Annotated in this window: 13 protein-coding genes, 3 tRNA genes and 1 pseudogene; 9 read left to right on the forward strand and 8 right to left on the reverse strand. The window is 71.3% G+C overall.

Features of this window, described 5'->3' with window-relative positions:
• Positions 1-526 (forward strand): annotated as a pseudogene (locus AOJ26_RS09275) (DNA primase); the annotation flags it as partial.
• A gap of 101 nt (positions 527-627) precedes the next feature.
• Positions 628-1917: an RNA polymerase sigma factor gene (locus tag AOJ26_RS09280; RefSeq protein WP_053847731.1), complete on the forward strand. Its 1290-nt coding sequence runs from the start codon at positions 628-630 to the stop codon at positions 1915-1917.
• A gap of 76 nt (positions 1918-1993) precedes the next feature.
• On the opposite strand, the gene AOJ26_RS09285 is transcribed toward AOJ26_RS09280, so the two are convergent.
• The 4 genes from AOJ26_RS09285 to AOJ26_RS09300 form a co-directional block, all read right to left on the reverse strand.
• Entirely contained in the window at positions 1994-3922 is a 1929-nt protein-coding gene (locus AOJ26_RS09285; RefSeq protein ID WP_053847732.1) for an ABC transporter ATP-binding protein, read from the reverse strand.
• A complete protein-coding gene (locus AOJ26_RS09290; RefSeq protein ID WP_053847733.1) occupies positions 3922-5655 on the reverse strand; it encodes an ABC transporter ATP-binding protein in 1734 nt (577 codons plus the stop codon). Before AOJ26_RS09290 ends, AOJ26_RS09285 begins: the two co-directional genes overlap by 1 nt.
• Before the next feature lie 164 nt (positions 5656-5819).
• Positions 5820-7256: an FGGY family carbohydrate kinase gene (locus tag AOJ26_RS09295; RefSeq protein WP_179200321.1), complete on the reverse strand. Its 1437-nt coding sequence runs from the start codon at positions 7254-7256 to the stop codon at positions 5820-5822.
• A 107-nt stretch (positions 7257-7363) separates the two neighbouring features.
• Positions 7364-7669, reverse strand: a complete 306-nt coding sequence (locus AOJ26_RS09300; protein WP_053847735.1) for a hypothetical protein — start codon at positions 7667-7669, stop codon at positions 7364-7366.
• A gap of 180 nt (positions 7670-7849) precedes the next feature.
• Here AOJ26_RS09300 and AOJ26_RS09305 point away from each other — a divergent pair.
• The 3 genes from AOJ26_RS09305 to AOJ26_RS09315 all read left to right on the forward strand — a co-directional run bounded on the left by AOJ26_RS09305 (position 7850) and on the right by AOJ26_RS09315 (position 8244).
• A tRNA-Asn gene (locus tag AOJ26_RS09305) sits at positions 7850-7922 on the forward strand.
• Positions 7923-7928: 6 nt separating this feature from the next.
• Positions 7929-8001, forward strand: a tRNA-Asn gene (locus tag AOJ26_RS09310).
• Positions 8002-8170: 169 nt separating this feature from the next.
• Positions 8171-8244 (forward strand) — tRNA-Ile (locus AOJ26_RS09315).
• A gap of 201 nt (positions 8245-8445) precedes the next feature.
• On the opposite strand, the gene AOJ26_RS09320 is transcribed toward AOJ26_RS09315, so the two are convergent.
• The 3 genes from AOJ26_RS09320 to AOJ26_RS44870 form a co-directional block, all read right to left on the reverse strand.
• Positions 8446-9081 carry a DUF6461 domain-containing protein gene (locus AOJ26_RS09320; protein WP_234358507.1) on the reverse strand — a complete coding sequence of 212 codons (636 nt, stop codon included), beginning with the start codon at positions 9079-9081 and terminating at the stop codon, positions 8446-8448.
• Positions 9082-9196: 115 nt separating this feature from the next.
• Positions 9197-10585, reverse strand: a complete 1389-nt coding sequence (locus AOJ26_RS44865) for a NucA/NucB deoxyribonuclease domain-containing protein (RefSeq protein ID WP_053847736.1) — start codon at positions 10583-10585, stop codon at positions 9197-9199.
• Positions 10586-10678: 93 nt separating this feature from the next.
• The gene (locus AOJ26_RS44870; protein WP_078959812.1) at positions 10679-14047 is read right to left on the reverse strand and encodes an ALF repeat-containing protein; all 3369 of its coding nucleotides are present in this window, start codon (positions 14045-14047) and stop codon (positions 10679-10681) included.
• A gap of 549 nt (positions 14048-14596) precedes the next feature.
• Here AOJ26_RS44870 and AOJ26_RS09335 point away from each other — a divergent pair.
• The 4 genes from AOJ26_RS09335 (at position 14597) to AOJ26_RS09350 (ending at position 18190) form a co-directional block, all read left to right on the forward strand.
• A complete protein-coding gene (locus AOJ26_RS09335) occupies positions 14597-15124 on the forward strand; it encodes a hypothetical protein (RefSeq protein WP_234358508.1) in 528 nt (175 codons plus the stop codon).
• Between the two features lie 80 nt (positions 15125-15204).
• On the forward strand, positions 15205-16746 hold the full coding sequence (locus tag AOJ26_RS09340; RefSeq protein WP_053847737.1) for an FG-GAP-like repeat-containing protein: 1542 nt from the start codon (positions 15205-15207) through the stop codon (positions 16744-16746).
• A 194-nt stretch (positions 16747-16940) separates the two neighbouring features.
• Complete coding sequence (locus AOJ26_RS09345) at positions 16941-17486, forward strand: SigE family RNA polymerase sigma factor (protein WP_053847738.1); 546 nt, start codon at positions 16941-16943, stop codon at positions 17484-17486.
• On the forward strand, positions 17483-18190 hold the full coding sequence (locus tag AOJ26_RS09350) for a SecDF P1 head subdomain-containing protein (RefSeq protein WP_053847739.1): 708 nt from the start codon (positions 17483-17485) through the stop codon (positions 18188-18190). Before AOJ26_RS09345 ends, AOJ26_RS09350 begins: the two co-directional genes overlap by 4 nt.
• A gap of 64 nt (positions 18191-18254) precedes the next feature.
• Here AOJ26_RS09350 and AOJ26_RS09355 read toward each other — a convergent pair whose 3' ends face one another.
• Positions 18255-18698, reverse strand: coding sequence for a hypothetical protein (locus AOJ26_RS09355; protein WP_234358509.1), 444 nt, complete (start codon positions 18696-18698; stop codon positions 18255-18257).

Raw genomic sequence — 18698 nt, forward strand, 5'->3', positions numbered from 1 at the left:
GTCGTACGACGGGACCCACCGCCCCGCCGTCTCCGGCCCCGCCCTCACCCTGCGCAACCCCGTCTACGCCACCGAGCGGGAGCTCCTCAAGCTCGCCCTCCAGCGCCCCGACCTGGTCTCCCCGGCCTTCGACGCCTACGGCATCGACGAGTTCACCGCCCCGCCCTACGCCGCCGTGCGCCAGGCCATCATGGACGCGGGCGGCGCCGAGCACGGCGTCCAGGACTCCCAGGACTACCTCGTCCGGGTCCGCGAGGCCGCCCCCGACGACGCGGTCCGCGCGATGGTCACGGAGCTGGCCGTCGAGGCGATCATGCGGCGCACGGTCGACGAGGTGTACGCGGGCACGGTCCTGGTCCAGGTCCGCCGACGCGCCGTCGAACGCCGCATCCAGGAGATCCAGGGCACCCTCATCCGCCTCGGCACCGGCGGCGACCCGGCCCACCTGGCCGCCGTGCAGAACGAGATGTGGGTGCTCCAGCAGTACGACCAGGCACTGCGCGAGCACGGGGCCGCCGCCCTCTAGCGACGCGCACGGCGGAGTCACTGCGCGGTCACGGCCCGATTGCAAAAAGTCACCGCACGCCCCTCGTGGCGGCGATGTGTCGTACTCCACACTGGGTTCCGGTGCCTGAGTCCTCGGAGCGCGGCCGATCCGTCCCCGACGGGTCCCACACCCCCGCGGTTCCGCTCATCGCGTACGGGACGGACAGCGGCGAGGCCGCCGACTCCGCCCCCGAAGTACCGCTGCCGCCCTCCTTGGCAGCGATCATCCTGGAGGTCGCCCCCGTGCAGACCCAGACCCTCACCCAGACCGAGAACAGTACGGACGACACGACCGAGCAGGACGCCGATCCCGACGTCCTCGTCGCGGTGCCCCCGCAGAACCGTGTCGCGCACCACCCCGAGGCGGAGCAGGACGCCCCGCCCGCGGAAGTGATCGAGAACGTGGAGACCGAGCCGGTCGAACCGCCCGAGCCGCCCCGCGGCCGCGTCGACACCGGCGGCCCGTCCTCGGACCTGTTCCGCCAGTACCTGCGGGAGATCGGCCGCATTCCGCTGCTCACCGCGGCCGAGGAGGTCGAACTCGCCCGCCGGGTCGAGGCCGGCCTGTTCGCCGAGGAGAAACTGAGCAACACCCCCGACCTGGACAGCCAGTTGGCGCTCGACCTGGACCGTCTGGTCGTGCTCGGCCGGATGGCCAAGCGCCGCCTCATCGAGGCGAACCTGCGGCTCGTCGTGTCCGTCGCGAAACGGTACGTCGGCCGCGGCCTGACCATGCTCGACCTGGTCCAGGAGGGCAACCTCGGCCTGATCCGCGCCGTCGAGAAGTTCGACTACGCCCGTGGCTACAAGTTCTCCACGTACGCCACCTGGTGGATCCGCCAGGCCATGTCCCGGGCCCTCGCCGACCAGGCCCGCACGATCAGGGTCCCGGTCCACGTCGTCGAGCTGATCAACCGGGTCGTCCGCGTCCAGCGCCGGATGCTCCAGGAACGCGGGTACGAACCGACCCCGGAAGAGGTCGCCGCCCACCTCGACCTCGCGCCGGAGCGGGTGAGCGAGGTGCTGCGCCTCGCCCAGGAGCCGGTGTCGTTGCACGCGCCGGTGGGCGAGGAGGACGACGTCGCCCTCGGTGACCTCATCGAGGACGGGGACGCGGCGTCTCCGGTCGAGTCGGCCGCGTTCCTGCTGCTCAGGGAGCACCTGGAGGCGGTGCTGTCCACGCTGGGGGAGCGGGAGAGGAAGGTCGTGCAGCTGCGGTACGGCTTGGCTGACGGCCGTCCTCGTACGTTGGAGGAGATCGGGCGGATCTTCGGGGTCACCCGGGAGCGGATACGGCAGATCGAGTCCAAGACGCTCAACAAGCTGCGGGATCATGCTTTTGCGGATCAGCTTCGGGGCTACCTGGATTGACGCCGTCTGCGGCCCGGTGGGGGCTGGTCGCGCAGTTCCCCGCGCCCCTATGGGTGGGACCAGCCCCCCTGCCTTACTAATCCACCTCCGCCACCGCCTGCGCGAACTGTGCCTTGTACAGGCGGGCGTATGCCCCGTCCGCCTCCAACAGGTCGGTATGCGTGCCCTGTTCGACGATCGAGCCGTTCTCCATCACCAGGATGGTGTCGGCGTCGCGGATCGTCGACAGCCGGTGGGCGATCACGAACGACGTGCGGCCGTGGGCCAGTTTGGCCATCGCCTTCTGGATCAGGACCTCGGTGCGGGTGTCCACCGAACTCGTCGCCTCGTCCAGGACCAGGATCACCGGGTCCGACAGGAACGCCCGCGCGATGGTGATGAGCTGCTTCTCGCCCGCGCTCACCCCGCTGCCCTCGTCGTCGATGACGGTGTCGTAGCCGTCGGGGAGCGTGCGGATGAAGCGGTCCGCGTGGGCCGCCCGGGCCGCCTCCTCGATCTCGCCCCGGGTGACCTCGCGCGTGGCGCCGTACGCGATGTTCTCCGCGATCGTGCCGCCGAACAGCCAGGTGTCCTGGAGGACCATGCCGATCGCGGCGCGCAGGTCGTCCCGGGACATCGTGGCGATGTCCACCCCGTCCAGGGTGATCCGGCCGCCCGAGACGTCGTAGAACCGCATGAGGAGGTTGACCAGGGTCGTCTTGCCGGCGCCGGTCGGGCCGACGATCGCGACGGTGTGCCCGGGCTCGACCTTCAGTGAGAGGTCCTCGATGAGCGGCTTCTCGGGGTCGTAGCGGAAGGAGACGTGCTCCAGGGCGACCCGCCCGCGCAGTTCCTCCGGCTTCGCGCCCGGGACCGGGTCCGCCTGCTGCTCCTCCGCGTCCAGGAGCTCGAAGATCCGTTCCGCGGAGGCCACGCCCGACTGCACCAGGTTCGCCATCGACGCGACCTGCGTCAGCGGCATCGAGAACTGCCGGGAGTACTGGATGAAGGCCTGCACGTCACCGATGGAGAGGGAACCGGAGGCGACCCGCAGGCCGCCGACGACCGCCACCAGGACGTAGTTCAGGTTCGAGACGAACATCATCAGCGGCTGCATGACCCCGCTGTTGAACTGCGCCTTGAACCCGGCCTCGTACAGCGCCTCGTTCTGCTCGGCGAACTGCGCGGCCGACTCGTCCTGGCGGCCGAACACCTTCACCAGGGTGTGCCCGGTGTACATCTCCTCGATGTGGGCGTTGAGCTTGCCGGTGGAGCGCCACTGCTGCACGAAGTGCGGCTGCGAGCGCTTGCCCACACGCGTGGCGACGACGAACGACAGCGGCACGGTGACCAGCGCGACCAGGGCCAGCAGCCAGGACACCCAGAACATCATCGCGAGCACGCCGATGATCGTGAGCAGCGAGTTGATGAGCTGGCCCATCGACTGCTGGAGGGTCTGGCCGATGTTGTCGATGTCGTTCGTGGCCCGGGACAGGACCTCGCCGCGCTGGCGCTTGTCGAAGTACGACAGCGGCAGCCGCGACAGCTTCGTCTGGACGTCCTCGCGCATCCGGAACATCGTGCGGTTGACGGTCCGGTTGACCAGCCGGGTCGCCACCGCCATCAGCAGCCCGGCGATCAGGAACACCCCGACCGCGAACAGCAGGACATGCCCGACCGCGGTGAAGTCGATGCCCTGGCCGGGCGTGAAGTCGGTGCTGCGGAGCATGTCGGCGACCTGACCGTCGCCGCGCTCCCGCATCCGCGCGAGGATCTCCTCCTTGCTCGCGCCGGCCGGCATCTGCCGTCCGATGATGCCCGCGAAGACCAGGTCGGTGGCCTCGCCGAGGATCTTGGGTCCGACCACGTTCAGGCCCACGCTCACCACCACGCAGGCCAGCATCGCGTAGAGGGTGAACCGCTCCGGCTTGAACTGGGCGAGCAGCCGCCTGCCGGACACCTTGAAGTCCAGCGAGCGGGTCTCGGGACCGCCGCCTGCCATCATGCGCCCCATGGGCCCGGCCATCAGGCAGCCTCCGCTTCCGTGAGCTGGGAGAGCACGATCTCCCGGTAGGTCTCGTTGTCCGCCATCAGCTCGCGGTGGGTGCCGGTGCCGACGACCCGGCCCTCGTCGAGGACGACGATCCGGTCGGCGTCGCGGATGGTGGCCACCCGCTGGGCGACGATCACGACGGTCGCCTCCGAGGTCTCCTCGGCGAGCGCCGCCCTGAGGGCCGCGTCGGTCGCGTAGTCGAGGGCGGAGAAGGAGTCGTCGAAGAGGTAGATCTCCGGCCGCTGCACGAGCGTGCGCGCGATGGCGAGCCGCTGCCGCTGGCCGCCGGAGACGTTGGTGCCGCCCTGGGCGACGGGGGAGTCGAGGCCGTTCTCCAGCCGCTCGACGAAGTCCTTGGCCTGCGCCACCTCCAGCGCGTGCCACAGCTCCTCGTCCGTGGCGTCCGGATTGCCGTAGCGGAGGTTGGTGGCGACCGTGCCCGCGAAGAGGTACGGCTTCTGCGGGACGAGCCCGACGGTCTTCGCGAGCAGCTTCGGGTCGATGGTCGAGACCTCGGTGCCGTCGACCAGCACCTCGCCGTCGGTCGCGTCGAAGAGCCGGGGGACCAGGCCGAGCAGCGTGGACTTGCCGCTGCCGGTCGAGCCGATCACGGCGGTCACCTCACCGGGCCGGGCCACCAGGTCGATCGCCTTGAGCACCGGCTCCTCGGCACCCGGATAGCGGAAGCCCGCACCCCGGATCTCCAGGTGCCCGTGCCGGCGCAGCTCGCGGACGGGGGCCGTGGGTGGCACCACGCTGGAGGAGGTGTCGAGGACCTCCTGGACGCGCTCGGCGCACACCTCGGCGCGCGGCACCATCATGAACATGAAGGTGGCCATCATCACGGACATGACGATCTGCATCAGATAGGCGAGGAACGCGGTCAGGTCGCCGATCTGCATCCCGCCGCTGTCGATCCGGTGCGCGCCGAACCACACCACGGCGATCGAGGACAGGTTCACCGTCGTCATGACCACGGGGAACATCAGCGCGAGCAGGTTGCCGGTCCTGAGGGACATCTCCGTCAGGTCGGTGTTCGCCTTCCGGAAGCGGTCCTCCTCGTACTCGTCCCGGACGAACGCCCGGATGACCCGGTTGCCGGTGATCTGCTCGCGCAGCACCCGGTTCACCGTGTCGAGCCGGACCTGCATGGACCGGAACAGCGGGCGCAGCCGCCGTACGATCAACGTCACGCAGATGCCCAGCGTCGGCACCACGGCCACCAGCACCCCGGACAGCGGCACGTCCAGGCCGAGCGCCAGCACGATGCCGCCCACGCACATGATGGGCGCCGACACCATCAGGGTGAACGTCATCAGGGCCAGCATCTGGACCTGCTGCACGTCATTGGTCGTACGGGTGATCAGGGAGGGTGCGCCGAACTGGCCCACCTCACGCGCCGAGAACGACTGCACCCGGTCGAAGACCGCCGCCCGCACGTCCCGGCCGAGCGCGGCCGCGGTCCGGGCGCCGTAGAACACGGCCCCGATGTTGCACACCACCTGCGCCAGCGAGATGCCGATCATCAGGGCGCCGTAGCTGAGGATGTAGCCGGTGTCGCCGTTCACGACGCCTTCGTCGATGATGTCCGCGTTCAACGTGGGCAGGTAGAGGGTGGCGCAGGTCTGGAGGAACTGCAGCAGCACCAGGATGGTGATGGGTTTCTTGTAGGGCCTGAGATAGGTCCGCAGAAGTCGTATGAGCACGCTACGTCTCTCGGAGTCGGCGACGGGGCGAGTGGTTGCCCCTGGCCCCTATCGTCGGGCACTCCACCCGTGTTACCTCAACCGATTAAGCCGACAGCGGTGCCGCGTACGGCCCTACGGGTCACCGTGAGCGCCGACTCCTACCGGACCCTTACCTTCCGGCTCTAGCGGAACGCCCCGGGGTACGTCTGCTCCCGCACCGACACGAACTGCTGCCGCACCGCCTGTCCCACCGCCAGCTCCTCGCCCGGCTCCAGGACCTGCGCGGCCGGGCCCTGCCACATCGGCGGGGTGCGCGGGTCGAGCGTGCCCTGGGACACCCCGAGCGCCCAGGCCGCCTGGCGGGCGGCACCGATCGCCGCGTAGTCCGCCGGCTGCGGCACCACGACCTGCGCGCCGAACAGCGCGGGCGCGGCGGCCTGGACGGCGGACAGCTCGGCGGCCGCCCCCAGCAGGAAGACCCGGCGCACCTCGACACCCCGGCCGCGCAGCACGTCCAGCGCGTCGGCGAGCCCGCACAGCATGCCCTCGAACGCGGCCCGCGCCAGGTGCTCCGGCTTCATCGACTCCCGTCGGAGCCCGCTCAGCGTCCCCGCGGTGTGCGGCAGGTTCGGCGTCCGCTCACCTTCCAGATAGGGCAGCAGTACGAGGCCGTGGGCGCCCGGCGTCGACTTCACCGCCAGGTCGGACAGGCTCTCCAGGTCGCTCAGCCCGAGCATCTCGGCGGCCCCGCGCAGGGTCCGTACGGCGTTCAGGGTGGTGACGACGGGCAGGTGCATGCCGGTCGCGTCGGCCAGGGCGGTGATCATCCCGGTGTTGTCGACGAGCGCCTCGGGGTGCACGGCCATCACCGAGCCGGAGGCACCCAGCGAGACCACGGCGTCCCCGAGCCCGATCCCGAGCCCGAAGGCGGCGGCCATGGTCTCCCCGGTGCCGGCGGAGATCAGCAGCCCCTCCGGGGTCGTACCGGCCGCGTCCGCGGGGCCGATCACCTCGGGGAGCATCGCCTGGTGGCCGAGGGCCAGCTCGACCAGGTCGGAGCGGTAGGCGCCGGTGGCGGCGGACCAGTAGCCGGTGCCGGAGGCGCCGCCGCGGTCGGTGGTCCTGCGCACCGGCCGGCCGAGGAGCTGCCACACCAGCCAGTCGTGCGCCTGGAGGAGGACGGCGGTGCGCAGGGCGGCGTCGGGCTCGGTCTTGTTGAGCCAGCGCAGCTTGGTGACGGGCTGCGCGGCCTGCGGGACGCACCCCACGGCCTGCGCCCAGGCCTCCCGTCCGCCGAGCGCGTCCACCAGGTCGGCCGCGGCGACCTGCGCGCGCTTGTCCCCGCCGACCATGGCGGGGCGCACGGTGTTGCCCTGCGCGTCGAGCGGCACGACGGCGTTCTGCTGGGCCGACACACCGATGGCCTGCACTCCTTCGAGGAGACCGCCGCCGGCGGCCTCACCGAGTGACAGGAGCCAGGCCTGGGGGTCGACGTCGGACGGACGGCCCTCGACCGGGTGCGGCGCGTACCCCTGTTTGAGCACGGCACCCGTGTCCGCGTCGCAGACGACGATGCGAGTGAATTCGGGTGAGCTGTCCAACCCGGCGACTATCCCCATGGCGGAAATTCTATGGGCGTAGCGTCGCCGCGGTGTGCGCGGTCACGCGGGTGCGGGACCGGCGCCGCCGGTCCCGCACCCGCGAAGTGAGCCGCGTCACCCTCGGTTCATGTGGTGCTCGTGCCCCAGTCGTCCTGGGCGGTGCCGTTCGTGTTGCGGTCCCGCAGCGAGCGCACCCGCTGCGTCACGGACTCCGGCACCCGGTCACCCACCTTGTCGCTGACCGCGTGGTACGCCTTCCCGGCGAACTGGCGGCCCTGCTGGGCGGCGGTCTCCGCGGTGTTGCGGACGGCCGGGTTCTGGGCGACCTGACGAGCTGACTTCTTCAACTGTTCGTAGCGCTCGCGCCCGGCACGGGTGCCCAGCACGTAACCCAGAGTCAGTCCGACCACGAACGTGAGCTTGTAGCGCATGGCGGCCACCCTTCCTTGCGTAGGTATCCGGTGCGACGTCGGTGTCGGTATCGGTGTCGGTTCCGGCGGCGACGGAACCGATTGGCGGAGCACCCCCCTGCTTGCGCTAATGTATGTGTCGCAGCGAGCGCCCGCCCCCTGGCGAATACCCAGGGAGGTACGTTCGATGCAACGAGGCGATCCTCCGTAGCTCAATTGGCAGAGCAGCCGGCTGTTAACCGGCAGGTTACTGGTTCGAGTCCAGTCGGGGGAGCTTCGATCTTCCGTAGCTCAATTGGCAGAGCAGCCGGCTGTTAACCGGCAGGTTACTGGTTCGAGTCCAGTCGGGAGAGCAGGAAGAGGAAGGGCCCCCGATGGGGTCCTTTTTCATGTCCGGGGGAACTGCCCAGGTCACAGCGGAGTCCTGAAGGGCAGGCGAAGTCGCCCCTGCGGAGCAGGAGATCGTATGAGCGGCTATGCTGCGGCAGACGGCGCGCACGCATGTACGCGACACGCCGCTATGGGGCGGTAGCTCAGCCGGTTAGAGCAGCGGACTCATAATCCGTCGGCCGTGGGTTCGAGTCCCACCCGCCCCACCTTGCACTTCAGTGACCTTGCGGAAACGTTCCTTGCGGGCTGTGAGGTCTTTGCCGCGATTCCCTGCGGAGGCCGGAGAACGGGGGCCGGGCTCGTCCGGCGGCAGCCACCGGCAGTGAGCCAGGAGCTGACGCCGGCACCCGTTACCGCGAGCCCGGCGGTGCCCCGGTGCGCGGATCGTGTCCTCGCACCGCCAAGACTCACCCGGCGAACGGCGGTTGGGGTGGGACCGGGCCCTCGCCCGCGTAGGTGTCGCCGAGCGGTGCCGACGGCGCGTCGTCCTCGGCGAGCGTCAGACTGGGCCAGGGGCCGGCCAGGGCGGCGTCGTCCAGGATGATGCCGAGGTGGTCGAGGACCAGGGCCACCACCGGAGCCATCCCCGTGTCCTCACCCTCGTGCGCGGCGAGTGCCGCTTCCACCCGGTCCCACCAGGAGTCGGCCCGCGCGGGGCGCGTGTGCTCCATGCCCGGCTCGAAGTTCTCGACGCACTCGCCGTCGCGCCAGTACTGGAACACGTCGAGTCCATCGGTGGTCAGCACGCTGTACGTCTCGGTGCCGCGGGACAGCTCCGTGAGCGCTTCCTTCCAGGATCCGACGGCACCGTCCTCCTCGACGCAGAAGGCCCACTCGCCGAGCCTCCCGGACCGCAGCAGCGAAACCCCTTCGTCACCGGAGTCCGAGAGGAGATCCGAGGCCTCGTCGGCGTCGAGCGGACGCGCCTGCCCGGGGTCGGCCCCGTACCGGAGGAAGACCTCGTCAGGGCTCAGTCCCCGGGTGAAAGTGACGCACATCCAGGCCGTCGCCCAGGTGAGCGAACGCACGTCCGTGCCAGTCATGTCTGCCTCCGTCATTCACAGCCTTGGCCGAGGCCCCGGCGTCCTTCGCGGACGCCGGGGCCGGGTTCATCATGCCGGGTCCGGGCAGCGGGCCCGGTCACGGGGGGAGCGGGCTCTACGCCGTGAACTCGATGCGGAACGGGTCGCCGTCCACGAGCCGCTGGTACTTGCGCAGGGAGCCGAGGACCCCGCCCGCCGAGCTGTTGGCGCGCTGGGTGATGTGGAGCCGCAGACAGGTCTCGGTGCCCGAGGTCGGGCGGGTGGGCCAGGTCGCGGGGGCGGACCAGATGCCGTTGACCACCTGCGGGGTCAGTTCGGCGCACAGGGTGCCGTCCTGACCGCCCTCCGACGTGCTCGCGGGCGGGAACTCGTCGCAACTGTCCGCGCCGGTCACCCCCGGGTACAGGTTGGTGAAGGGCGTACAGGTCGCGGCGCGGTTGGCGTTCGCCTTGGTCTGGTTGACCGCGTGGAGGACGTCGGTGCCCCGCCGCCTCATGATCTCCTCGTAGATGGGCACGACGATGCCGTACTTCGCGTGCCCCCGCGAGTAGCTCAGCACCGGCATCTCGTCGGTCGGTATGACGCAGCCGCGCAGCCGGGGCTGCTCCATGTCGCAGCGGATCTCGCCGGTCGCGGGGCTGGACCAGGAGGCGCTGGGGTCGACCGGGGTCGCGCCGGGCATCGTCACGTACATCTTGTAGCTGGTGCGGAAGGAGGAACGGGTGGTGTTCGCCGCGAAGGCGCCGCCGTTGTACTTGGTCTTCCCGGTCTTCTCCGTGCCGGGTGTCAGCTCCGAGGTGCCGTACCAGGGCTGCTTCGTCACCGTCGTGCAGCCGGCACCGCAGCCCACCTGAACCTTCACCACGAGACTCTTCACGTCGCCGGTGACCCGGACCAGTCTCGCGGTGATCGTCTCGTTGAGGTCGAGGGACTTGTAGGAGGTGGCGAGGGTGGAGTTGACCTGGATGAGGCCGGTGCCGATGGTCTTGCCGTTCGCGTCGTAGAGGGTGTACGTGACCTCGGCGCCGTTCAGGCACAGGCCGCCGGTGCGGCTCCAGCTCCAGTTTCCGGGATTGGTCAGTACGCACGAGGGCGGGGGCGGCTCGGGGTCGTCGGCGTCCGGCTCGAACTCCGTGCCCAGACCGTCGCCCCCCGGGTCGTCGGCGGCGAGGCCGGCGGCCGCCGGGGCGGCGGCAGCGGTCTTCGTACGGGGCGCCGAGGCCGTCGCGCCGTCCACGCTCACACACGCGGTGACGGCGTCGGGCACCGTCGCGCGGGCCGCGGCGGGGAGCCGGGTGCAGGTGTCCTCGGCGGCGAACGCGGCGGTCTCAAGGACCGTGGCCGGAGCGGTGGGACCAGCGTCCGCGGCCGGGTCTGCCGCCGCGGTGAGGGACGTACGGGCCGGTGCGGGCCGGTCCTCGGCGGCGCCGGCGGTACCGGTCGCCGTGAGGGCCATGGTGAGGAGCGGAGCGACCAGCACCCATCTGATGCGTGATGAGGTCATGACTTCTCTCTGCCGGGGTGGGAAAGGAGGGCGTGGGTCGGCGGCCGGGCTGTCGCGCCCGGCCGCCGGATGCGCGTGGGTCGGTGCCGCTGCTCAGAAGATGGACGACAGGACCTTGGTGGCCCCCGACACGACGTCCTCGCCGACGTCGGCGATCTTGCCGACGACGGGCTTGATGAGCTTGCCGCCGGCCGCCTTGTCCGCGGCACCGATCCACTTGGACTGGCCGAAGGTGACCAGACTCAGGCCGGTGCCGACGGCGGATTCGATGAACTCGCCGCTGGAGAAGCCGTGTTCGATACCGGTGAACAGGGTGCCGAGGGCGCCGGCGCCCATCGAGACCGCGGAGAAGAAGCCGGCCGCCGCGGCCGCCGGGGGGAACACGAAGGCGGCGAGGGCACAGCCCGCGGCCAGGAACCCGGCGCCGACGCTGATGGCGTTGAACGCGTCGGCGTAGAAGCCGGCGTCGTTCCACCACTCGTCGGTGTCCCCACCGGTGCCGTTGGGGTTGATCTGGTCGTTGGTGTCCTTGTCGGCCGGGTCGGTGCCGTTCTGCCGCGCCCGGCGGGCCTCCTCGAGGGCGGCCTCGGCAGCCGCCTGGGCCTCGGCCGCGCGCTTGGCCGCGACGATCTGCTTGGCCTGGACGGCCGCGGCGGCGGCCGTCGCCGCGTCCTTGCCCGCCGCGATCGAGGAAGCACGGGCGGCGGCGGCCGAAGCCTGGGCGTTGTACGACGACTTGAGGGCGGAGCGGGCGGAGTCCATCGCCTTGTTCGCCGAGTAGTTCGCGGAGCGGGCGGCACGCCGGGCGGTGGACGCCGCGACGGTCGCCCTGTTCGCGGACGCCTTGGCGTCGGCCGCTGACTTGTCGGCGGCGTCCGCGTTCCGCCGGGCCTCGTCGGCGTAACTGTCGGCCTTGGCCGCGGAGTCGAGTGCCTTGGCCGCCCACTCCTTGGCCTCGGCGGCGGCGTTGCGGGCGTCGGCGCCGGCCTTCGACGCCAGGGCGGCGTTCTCCTGCGCCTTCTGGGCGATCTTCGCCGCGGCCGCGATGGCGCCACGGACCGCGGCGACATGGGTGGCGGTGTCGTGGTCGAGCTGGGCCGTCCGGTACTGCACCAGGGAGACGAAGTTGCGGCGCATCCAGGTGGGCCCCTCCATGGCCACCTCGGCGTACGCCCGGGTGAAGGCACCCCCGCTGATCATGAGCTGGCCGGTGAGGACGGCGTCGTCCTCCGCGATCGCCAGGGGGTAGTCGTGGTCGAAGAAGTTCTGCAGCGATTCGGTGGTGTTGATGCTGAGGGCCTTGTTCGCCGCGGCGGTGACGGCCCTGCCCGGGTTCGAGTTCAGGATCCGGCCGATCGCCACCCGGTTGTCCTCGTCGGAGGCCTTCTTCATGCCGCTGGTGAGGAAGTCGCCGACCGCCTTGGACTCGGTGCTCCGCAGGGCGTTCAGGGCCGCTTCGGCGATCTTGGGTGCGGCGACCGTGGCCACGTGGAGCGTGGTCTCCCGGTCGTCCTGTCCCTGGGCCAGGACCCGGTCGAGGTCGATCCAGGCGTACACGTCGTCGTCCGAGCCGGAGAGGGCGAACTGGGCCGCCTGCCGGGTCCAGGCGCCTCTGGAGTTGAGCAGGGCGACGGCCGCCTTGCGCCCGTGGACCGCCGCGGCCGCCATGTCGCCCGCCGCCAGCGCCTGTTCGGCCTTGGCGATCAGATCCTTGGTGGCCTGGTCGGTCTGCTGCGCCTGGGCCACCTTGTTCTGATAGGTCGTCAGCTCCTTCGACTCGATCTCGGCGAGCAGCCGGACCTCCTCGATGGCCTGAAGTTTGTCCTGTTCGAGGGTTTCCGCCTCGGCCTTCCGCGCGTTCTGCTCCACCAGGATGGCGTCCGAGACGGCCTTGGTGGCGGTGTTGGCGGCCAGTACGGCAGCCGCCGCGTGGGCGGTGGACCTGTTGGCGTAGTCGACGGCCTTGCCCGCGTACCGTACGGCTTCCTCGGCGGCGGCCGCCGCCTTGTCGGCGTGGTCCGCCGCGGAGTTGGCCGCGTCCCGGGCGGTGCGGGCGGCCGTGGCCGCGGACGCGGCGAGGGCCTGGGCGGTGGAGGCGGCGTTGGTGGCCCGGTTCGCGGCAGCGGAGGCGATCGCGGCCTGGCGCTTGGCCTCCGCGGCCTCCGACTGCGCGGCGCCGGCGGCGGCACCGGCCTGGGCGGAGGCGTTCGCGGCGGCGGCCGCGTTCCGTGCGGCGGAGGCGGCCGCGGAACCGGCGGCGGCGGCCTTGGTTCCGGCGATGGCGGCCTGGTCGGCGGCCTTGGCCGCCGTGCGCGCCTTCGCCGCGGCGTTGCGGGCGGCGACCGCCGCGTTCTTGGCGGCCTCGGCCTTGCCGGCGTCCTTGGAGGCACCGATCGCGGCGTTGTAGGCGCGGGCCGCGGCGCTGCCGGCGTTCGCGGCGGCCTGGGCGGCGCCGGTGGCGGCCCAGGAGGCGCGGCGGGACGCCTGCACCGCGGCGTTCGAGGCGTTGATGGCGTTGCGGGCGGCGTCCGCCGCGCCCTTCGCGGCGGACGCCGCCTTGCGGGCCGCCGCCCCGGACTTCTGCACGTCCTCCTTGGCGGCGGATGCCTCGGCGGCGGCCTTCTCCGCCGCCTCCTTCGCCTTCTCGGCCGCGGTCTGGGCGCGCGCGGAGGCCTCGACGGCGAGGTTCGTCTCCCGCTCGGCGCGCTTGCCCTCCCGCACCACGACGGCGACGAGCTCCTCGATCGTCGCCGACTCCTGGTCCCGGGCGCGGGCTATGTGCTGCCCGGTCTCGATGAACCACTCCACGTCCGACGCGGTGCCGCTGAGAGCACGGTCGGCGTACTTCTGCACCTCGGGGCCCGCCTGCGTCAGCATGGCGGAGACCTGGACCCGGGCGTCCTCGAGGCGCGCGTCGTACTGCTTGTCGGTGAGGAACGTGATGAGGGTCGGCTGGGTGCCGGTGTTCAGGGCGGCGGTGGCGTCCCGCTGGACCGCCTTGTCGCCGGTGGCCGACACGATGGAGGTGGCCACCTGGAGGTCCTCGAGGATGGCGGGTTTGAAGCCGCCCGCCAGGAACTCGGCGATGGCGGCGTCACCGCTGTCGAGGGCGGCGACCGCCGCACGGCGCAGGCCCTTGCCCGCGCGGTCCAGGCTGCTGACGATGGCGACGCGGTTGTCCTGCACCGTCTGGACCGGGAGGGTCTCGGTCAGGAAGGTCTGGATCTCGCTGTCGGAACCGGACAGGGCGGCGGCGGCCGCGGCCTTGACGCCCTTTCCGCCCGATATCCAGGCTTTGACGACCTTCGCCCGCTCGGTGTCCGGCAGCGGGACCGGGTCGGGCGCCGTACCCTCCGCCGCGGCGGCGGCCGGGGGGAGGAGCACCGAGGGTGCGGAGGCCAGGGCGGTGGTGGCGGCGAGTGCGCCGAGCACGCGGCGCCGGCTCCAGAAAACGGTCTGCATGAGTGATGTGTCCCCGTGAGTTGTCGAAGGGACATGTCGGATCTCATGGGTGAGCACATTTCCGACATGCCCGTGGGATGAATGGTCATGAGCTGCGAAGTGGCGTACAGACAGCGTTTCTTGTCGTGCCGGACCATATCAACCGCGCAGAAGAAAAAGACTAGTTGTGCGGTGCTGTTCTGCAACTTCGGTTGAATTTCGGACTTCTGATGGTCCATCGGGGAGCATTTACAGGTCCTTCACAACCTCCCGTACAACCTTTACCTGGTGTGACGCAGATCACCGATTGTCGATGCGGAATGTCGCTTTATGTGTGGTTCTCAGCACTCGACCTGGAAGTCGCTTCATGTTGGTATGGCAAAGCGGATGACGATTACCGAGACGGGGGCCTCTCGCTTCGAGGGGTAAGGGGACTGCTTTCCAAGGGAGTTGGGGCATACCCGGCGGAGCGATGTCGATATCGCATCCTGTGCACCCGAATTCGACCCCGGTGACGCACATCCGGCCGTCGGCGACGAACTTGGGGATGCAATGAAGAAATACGGCAGAATGCCCGCGCGGTCGCAGCGCGGGAGGATTGCGCTGCGCGCACTGGGTGCGGCCGCGGTCGGCGCCCTGGCGTGGATCACGGCGACCACGGGCATTCCCGGCGGGTCCTCGCAGGAGGCGGGCCCCGCCGCACTGGTCGCGGGGGAGACCCCCGGTTACGCGGTGGAGGACTTCAACTACCCGCTGGCGGACAAGATCCTGGCCGAGAAGAAGATCCTCCTCAAGCGCGGCGACGGGCACATCACCCTGGCCGACTGTGCGAGCGGGACCGGTCTGCTGGAGATCATGGCCCGCGACAAGGCGGACAAGATCTGCTTCAAGGTGGTGGGCAGCTCCGGCTGGCTGACCCTGGAGATCCCCGCGGTCTACGCGATCAAGGGCAACGACTACACGACGGCGGTCGACATGACCGTGGGCACCGAGGAGAAGTCGTTCGACGTCCTCAAGAACTCCTGGACGCCGGTGGGCGAGGCCGCGGACCCGGAGGGCCGCGACCACATGCTCGTCGAGATCAGGTCCACCAAGTAACCCGGGTCGATCCCGACATGCCCACCACCCCGCGGTCCGGCGCCCCCAGGACGCGCGGCCCTCGTGACTAGGAACCCACGTTGACGTACCTCTCCAGAAACCTCTGTCTCGCCGTGTCGGCCGCCGCGCTGGTCGCGGCCCCCTTCGCGCTGGGCTCGCCCACCGCCACCGCGCTCAACGGCACCGACGCCCCGGCGCAGTTGAACTACGTGGCGAAGATCAACGTCGGTGAGCAGAGCGCCTGCACCGGCACCCTCGTCGACCCGCAGTGGGTCCTGACCGCGGCCAGCTGCTTCACCACGGACGGCAGACCCGCCGAGGGCAAGCCCGCAGTCGCCACCACCGTCACCGTCGGCCGCACCGACCTGAGCCAGACCGGCGGCAGCGTCCTGCCGGCCATCAGGCTCGTGCCCCACGCCGACCGGGACCTGGTGCTCGTCAAGCTCGCCGCGAAGATCACCGATCCCGGCGTCACGCCCGTCCGGCTGGCGACGACGCCCGCCGCCGCGGGCGAGGAACTGGTGAAGGCCGGGTTCGGACGCACCAAGACCGAATGGGTGCCCGACAAGCTGCACACCGGCACCTTCACCGTCGCCGCCACCGCGGCCACGACGGTGGACCTCAACGGCTCCGACACCGCGACCGTCTGCAAGGGCGACGCCGGCGGCCCCGCCCTGCGCACGGTCAACGGCACCACGGAGCTCGTCGCCGTCAACTCCCGCTCCTGGCAAGGCGGATGCCTCGGCATCGACCCCGCCGAGACCCGCACCGGCGCCGTCGACACCCGCGTCGACGACATCGGCGCCTGGGTCTCCCACGCCCTCTCCCGCGACCCCGACGACGTCACCGGCGACGGCAAGGCCGACCTCGTGGCCATCAAGGACGACGGCATCCTGTGGGTCTACCCCGGCACCGGGAACGCGACCGGCAGCACCTTCGGCACCCGCTTCCAGGCCGGCACCGGCTGGGGCAGCCAGAACGCCGTCACCGTCGGGGACCTCAACAACGACGGCCTCGGCGACCTCCTGTCCCGCCAGGCGTCCGACGGCACGCTGTGGGTCTACCCGGGCACCGGGAAGACCGGCATGGAGACCTTCGGTACCCGCTACCAGGTCGGCCGGAGCTGGCAGACCCAGGACGTCACCCGCACCGGGGACTTCAACACCGACGGGCTCACCGACGTACTGACCCGTCAGGCGTCCGACGGCACGCTGTGGGTCTACCCGGGCACCGGGAAGACCGGCATGGAGACCCTCGGCACCCGCTACCAGGTCGGCACCGGATGGAAGAGCATGGACTTCATCACCACCGGCGACCTCGACAACGACGGGCGCCCCGACGTGCTGTCCCGCCAGGCGTCCGACGGCACACTGTGGGTCTACCCCGGCACCGGACGGGTGACCGGCGCCTTCGGTGCCCGCTACCAGGTCGGCCGGAGCTGGCAGACCCAGAACGCCCTGCGCACCGGGGACTACAACGGTGACGGGCGCACCGACGTGCTGTCCCGTCAGGCGTCAGACAACACGCTGTGGGTCTACCCCGGCACCGGGAAGACCGGGATGGACACCCTCGGCACCCGCTACCAGGCGGGCACCGGCTGGGGACCGTACCGCATCCTCTGAACCGGCCGCCGGCCCTCACGATCGAACCCGGGGCCACGGCGCAGGCGTCCGACGCCCGCGCCGTGGCCCCGCGGCCATGAAAGGGGCCCAGGCGGCGGGCCGTCCGAGAAAGTCCGGCCGGCAGGGCAGTCGAAGCGCCCTCCCCACCCGTCTTTACGGAGGAACGCTTTACGGGGGAACGAGGGAGGGGCGCATTGAACGCCGACGAGGAACGCCAGTTCCGCGAGTTCGTGGCGGCGCGGTCGAGATCGCTGCTGCACACGGCCTACCTGCTGACCGGGGACTGGGAGCAGGGCCGGGACCTGCTCCAGACCGCGCTCGCCGCCACCGCCCGGCGCTGGTCGAAGCTGCGCGACCGGGAGCAGCCGGAGATCTATGTGCGCCGGGCGCTCTACCACGCCCAGGTGGACCGCTTCCGACTGCTCAGCTGGGGACGGGAGACGGTCACCGACACCCTCCCGGACCGGCCGTCCGCGCAGGCCGCCGACTGGGCCGACACCGTGGCCCAGCGGCAGGACATCATGGCCGCGCTGCGGCGGCTGCCCAAGCGCCAGCGCGCGGTGATCGTGCTGCGCTACTTCGAGGACCGGCCGGACGCCGAGATCGCCGCGATCCTGGGTGTCGCCCAGGGGACCGTCCGCAGCCAGACCCACAAGGCCCTCGCCTCCCTCCGCACCACTCTGGCCGGGGCGGGACCGTCGGGCGCCTCCTCCACCGTCTCCGGAAGGGGCGTCGCATGAACGACTCGACCGCACACCCGCTGCACGACGCCCTGCACGCCCACGTCCGGGAGAGCGGCGGTGACGCCGGTGCCCGTCTGGCCGGTCTGGCCGACGGCGCGCTGCGGATCGCCCGGCGGCGGCAGCGGCTGGCCCGCGCCGGGATCGGCCTGGTCGCCGCGGCCGCGGTCGCGACCGCCTGGACGGCCGTCGCGGACGGGACGTCCTCCCGCGCACACGTGGTGCCCGGGGGCGGGGACGGCACCGGGAAGGCGGCCCTGCTCTCCCTGCTGCCCGTCACCTCCGCCGACCAGACGGCCTGCGCCCCCGGCAGCGGCGGCTGGACCGTGCCCGCGAGCGCCGACCACCCCACGTCCTGCGTCCGGGTCGACCGGGCCAGGGGCATGACCGGAGTCCAGGTCGCCTCCGCCAGGGCCGTGAAGAGCGACACCGACGGCACCTGGCGGGTCGAGGTGAGCCTCGACGAGGCCGACCGGAAGAGCTTCGCCGCCCTCACCGGCTCGCTCGCGTCGGCTCCGGTCCCGCGCAACGAGTTCGCCATCGTCGTCGACGGCAAGCTCTTGGGCACCCCTTACGTGACCGCCTCGCTCACCGGCGGCCGTCTCGAGATCGTCGGACCCTCCTACGGCGACCTCACCCGGGACACCGCCCAGGACCTCGCCCACCGGCTCGACCCCGGGGACTCCGGCGACCCTGGCAGGTGACTCCTGGGGAACAGCCGCCGCCGGATCCCGTCACCCGGATCGTGTGGACGTCGGCCGACCGGGCTCACGCCTCGGGCAGCTCCGCGCGCAGGGTGTCGCGCAGCCGGCGCAGGTCGTCCGCGGGGCGGCCCAGGCCGTTGAGGCCCAGCCGGGCCGCCTCGGTGCGGGCGACGGGACGGTCGGCGAAGGCCAGGTTCATCGAGGCGCGCAGCATCCACAGGTCGTAGGCGAGCAGCCGGGCCGCGCGGGCCTGCGCCGCCAGCAGGTCCGGGTCGGTGGTCGCGAGGTCCTGCAACCGGGCGCGCAGCCGGTGCAGTCCGATGCTCTGCAAACCGCAGTCCCGTGCCGTCCCGCGCGGCACCGGGCCGGGCTCACCGCAGGCGGCCACCGCCTCGTCGGCCGGCCCCTGCGCGGCCACGGCCTCGTCCAGCACCGCGAGGAGCGCCCGCAGTTGGTCCGGCCGCGACGGGCGGACGGGGACCGGGTGGCGGCGGGGGCGGGGGCGCAC

Source organism: Streptomyces sp. NRRL B-24085 (assembly GCF_001282115.1).
In the GTDB taxonomy this organism is placed as follows: domain Bacteria; phylum Actinomycetota; class Actinomycetes; order Streptomycetales; family Streptomycetaceae; genus Streptomyces.